Source organism: Clostridium senegalense JC122, assembly GCF_000285575.1.
Taxonomy (GTDB): domain Bacteria; phylum Bacillota; class Clostridia; order Clostridiales; family Clostridiaceae; genus Clostridium_J; species Clostridium_J senegalense.
On record NZ_HE611061.1, the window covers coordinates 1 to 4,580 of the forward strand.

A 4,580-nucleotide genomic window follows, 5' to 3' on the forward strand; every position below is an offset into this window, starting at 1 on the left:
TATTCCGCGATAGCTCAACGGTGGAGCACTCGGCTGTTAACCGATAGGTTGAAGGTTCGAATCCTTTTCGCGGAGCCATTTTGGAAACATAGAAGTAGAATATCTACTTCTTTTTTTATTTAATTAGAATAATTTATACAAAAAGAGGAAAACTAATAAATATATGTTTACAATATGTCTATTGCAATATATAATTAAATAAGAATTTAATATTATGCGATGAAGGAGAAAAGTAATCATCAAATATTTTATAGAGAGCTAAGGAGGGTGGAAACTTAGTAAATTTCGATGATGAAAAGAAGCTCTAGAGCTATAAGCCGAAAATCATTTTTTATGGAGTAAGCTTGTGGGATTCTTCCCTTATAAAGATTGAGAGGACTAAATTTAAAGTTTAGTCAATCTAGGTGGTAACGCGGAATATAACCTTTCGTCCTATAATTTTAGGATGAAAGGTTTTTTATTTTAAATTTTAATAAATAAATGAAAGGATGAATAATATGAATTTACAATCATTAGCAAATGCTATTTTCCCTGATATTGATAAGAATCCACAATTTTATATTGACAAATATCCAAAAAGAAACTTAAAAGAAGGAGCTAAAGTTACAAGATATGCACCAAGTCCAACAGGATTTCAACACATAGGTGGTGTATTTTCAGCATTAATAGATGAAAGAATAGCAACACAAAGCGAAGGAGTATTCTTTTTAAGAATAGAAGATACAGATCAGAAAAGAGAAGTAAAAGGTGCTATAGAAGACACAATAAAAACAATGCATAAATTTGGACTTGATTTTACTGAAGGTATGACAGGTGATAATACATCTAAGGGGGAATACGGTCCATATAGACAAAGCGAAAGAGGAGAAATATACAAGACTTTCGCTAAAGATTTAATAGCTAAGGGCCTTGCATATCCATGTTTTTGTACATCAGAGGACTTAGAAAAATTAAGAGAAAAGCAAATATCAGAAAAATTAACTCCTGGTTACTATGGCGAATATGCTAGTTGTAGAAATTTATCAGCAGAAGAGGCTTTAGAAAAAATAAATAATGGTGAACGATACATAATAAGATTAAAATCACCAGGCAATTCAGAAAAAAGAGTAGAGTTTCACGATTTAATAAAGGGAGACATATCATTCCCAGAAAATAATCAAGATATTGTTATAATAAAATCAGATGGACTTCCAACATACCATTTTGCTCACGCAATAGATGATGCGTTAATGGGAACTACTACAGTAATAAGAGGAGAAGAATGGCTTTCATCACTTCCTATACATGTACAATTATTTGATGTTCTTAAATTTAAAAAACCAGAATATGCGCATACTCCAACTATTATGAAACAAGATGGAGGATCTAAAAGAAAACTTTCTAAAAGAAAAGATGCAGAAAGTGCAGTAAGTTATTATGATGAAGAAGGATATCCGATGATATCAGTTATTGAATATTTATTAAATATAATAAATTCAACATTCGAAGAGTGGAGAGAAGAAAATCCATTTGCAGATTATCATGAGTTTAAAGTATCTTTAGATAAAATGAGTAAAAGTGGAGCTTTGTTTGATATAGTAAAACTAAATGATGTAAGTAAAAATGTTATATGTAGATTAAAAGCAAATGTTGTTTATGATTATTATATAAATTGGGCTAAAGAATATAATAAAGAAATGTATGAATTAGTTACTTCAAATGAAAATATGTGTAAAGAAGTATTTAATATAGATAAAGAAGGACCTAAACCTAGAAAAGATTTCGCTAAATGGAATGACGTTAAAGAAAAAATATTCTTTTTCTTTGATGAATTATTTAATAATGATGGAATTGATAATATAGAACTTCCAAAAAAAATAGAATTAGTTGAAGCACAAAGGATTATAGAGGCTTATTCAAAAGCATATAATTTTAATACTGATAAAGATACGTGGTTTGAAGAATTAAAGTCTGTAGCAGTTGAATTAGGTTATGCTACAGATAGAAAAGCATTTAAAAAAGATCCTGAAGCTTATAAAGGTATGGTTTCAGATGTAGCAGGATCAGTTAGATCTGCATTAACTCATAGAACTAATACGCCAGATCTTTATACTATAATGCAAATAATGGGAGAAGAAAAAGTAAGAGAAAGATTTAATAAATTTATATCTCTTTAATAAAAAACACTAGCAAATTAAACTTTGCTAGTGTTTTAATTTATTTATTTAATTTAAATGAGCTTTTTAATGAAACTATTCTATTAAATACAAGCTTATCTTCAGAAGTTAGTTTCGGATCAACATTAAAGTATCCATGTCTAAATAGTTGATATTTATCATGTGCTTTAGAATTTTTAAAACTTGGCTCAATAAATCCATTTAAAACTTCTAATGAGTTAGGATTTATTTGTTCTAAGAAATGTCGTTCCTCTTCTGTTTCATTATCAAGAATTAGAGGATCATATAGTCTGAACTCAGCAGGAATTGCAGCTGTAGCATCAACCCAATGGATTGTTCCTTTTACTTTTCTTCCTGTAAATCCAGTACCACTCTTAGTTTCAGGATCATAAGTACAGCGAATTTCTGTTACATTACCATCAGCATCTTTTATAAATTCATTACATTTAACAAAGTATGCTCCTTTTAGTCTTACTTCATTTCCAGGGAATAATCTAAAGTATTTTTTAGGAGGATTCTCCATAAAATCTTCTTGTTCAATATATAATTCTCTAGAAAATGGTACTTGTCTTATTCCAGCATTTTCATTATCAGGATTGTTTTCTATAGGTAGCATCTCTACTTGGCCTTCTGGATAATTAGTTATAACTAATTTTAATGGTTTTAAAACTGCCATTGCTCTTGGTGCTTTAGAATGTAAATCTTCTCTTATAAAATATTCAAGCATTTGACTATCTACAGTGGAAGCAGCTTTAGCAACTCCAATAGCTCTACAGAAGTTTCTTATAGATTCAGGAGTATATCCTCTTCTTCTTAAACCAGCTATAGTTGGCATTCTAGGATCATCCCATCCATCAACAACATTTTCATCAACCAACATTTTTAATTTTCTCTTACTCATAACAGTATTAGTTATATTTAATCTTGCAAATTCAATTTGTTGAGGTTTTGCTGACATTTCACATTCATTTACAACCCAATCATACAAAGGTCTATGATCTTCAAATTCTAAAGTGCAAATTGAATGAGTAATGCCTTCTATAGCATCTTCTAATGGATGAGCATAGTCGTACATTGGATATATACACCACTTATCTCCAGTATTATGATGTGTTGAATGAGCAATTCTGTATATTATAGGGTCCCTCATATTTATGTTTGGAGACGCCATATCTATTTTAGCTCTTAAAACTTTTTCCCCATCTTTAAACTCACCATTTCTCATTTTCTCAAATAAATCTAAATTTTCTTTTATAGATCTATTTCTATAGGGACTTTCTTTCCCAGGTGATGTTAAAGTACCTCTATACTCTCTCATTTCATCTGGTGTTAAGTCACAAATATATGCTTTACCTTTTTTTATTAATAAAATAGCTCTATCATACATTTCTTCAAAATAGTCAGATGCAAAATATAAATTATCCCAATCAAAACCTAACCATTTAACATCCTCTTTTATAGATTCAACATATTCAGTATCTTCTTTAGTAGGATTAGTATCATCAAATCTTAAATTTGTTTTTCCCTTAAACTCGTCGGCTAATTCGAAGTTTAAAACTATAGATTTAGCGTGACCTATATGTAAGTAACCGTTAGGTTCAGGTGGAAAACGAGTTAAAATAGAATCATGTTTACCACTTTTTAAGTCGTCGATTACTATATTTTTTATAAAGTTAGATGAATTAATTTCTTTAGTCATAATACACATACCTTTCTTAAAAAAATTTTATGAATACAATATTACATTACTATATTAATTGTTATTATAAACCATTATAAAAATTAGAAGATTAAAATAATAGTATAGTTAAAGTATAATATTTAATTAAAATGTGAAATTATTTATTAATTTACATTTTATATAGTATTTATATACTATTTTAAACTAATAATAGGAAAAAATAAAGTCAATATGGGAATACAACATCAATCCTAATATATACAGTAATTTTTTGTTATAAAAATTATGAATTTAAGGGCTTATTAAATTAAGCATCCTGAGAAATTTTAATAACTATAATATATATGAAGTTATAGTTGTCATTAAAAATATTTAAGTGAATAAGTATTTTAAAATCATATATAGAGTATAGGTTATATATAACCTTATTATTAAGATAGACAGTTATTTTCGTACATATACAATTAAATAGAAATTGCATAAAAATCATATTTAGAAACACAAACTTAACCGTGTGTGTCAATAGATGAAATTTAAAAGAAAAATGTAGTATTTAAAAGAAAAATAGGAATAATTTAATTAAACAAGGTAAATAATAATAAATGTGGCTTAAAAAGTTTAATATAATAAATCTTGTCGCTGAGGGGCAACGCCGAAAGGTAAGCATTCTTAAAGCGAAAAAGTTTTTCAAAAACAACTTAAAAAAGTTGTTGACAAGGGAAAAACAAGATGATAAACTAATC

2 protein-coding genes, 1 tRNA gene and 1 other annotated feature are annotated in these 4,580 nt (G+C 28.0%); of the genes, 2 read left to right on the forward strand and 1 reads right to left on the reverse strand.

Annotation, left to right across the window (positions count from 1 at the left end; translation table 11 throughout):
• Window positions 1–3 precede the first annotated feature (3 nt).
• Together CSGHG_RS19055 and gltX are read left to right on the forward strand one after the other, a co-directional pair.
• Window positions 4–78: transfer RNA gene (locus CSGHG_RS19055), tRNA-Asn, on the forward strand.
• A gap of 132 nt (window positions 79–210) precedes the next feature.
• Window positions 211–438 (forward strand) — a binding site (T-box leader).
• A 59-nt stretch (window positions 439–497) separates the two neighbouring features.
• Window positions 498–2,156, forward strand: a complete 1,659-nt coding sequence (gene gltX, locus CSGHG_RS19060) for a glutamate--tRNA ligase (protein WP_010299803.1) — start codon at window positions 498–500, stop codon at window positions 2,154–2,156.
• A gap of 40 nt (window positions 2,157–2,196) precedes the next feature.
• Here the strand turns inward: gltX and CSGHG_RS19065 are convergent, their stop codons facing one another.
• Window positions 2,197–3,855 carry a glutamine--tRNA ligase/YqeY domain fusion protein gene (locus CSGHG_RS19065; protein WP_010299806.1) on the reverse strand — a complete coding sequence of 553 codons (1,659 nt, stop codon included), beginning with the start codon at window positions 3,853–3,855 and terminating at the stop codon, window positions 2,197–2,199.
• Between the last annotated feature and the right edge of the window lie 725 nt (window positions 3,856–4,580).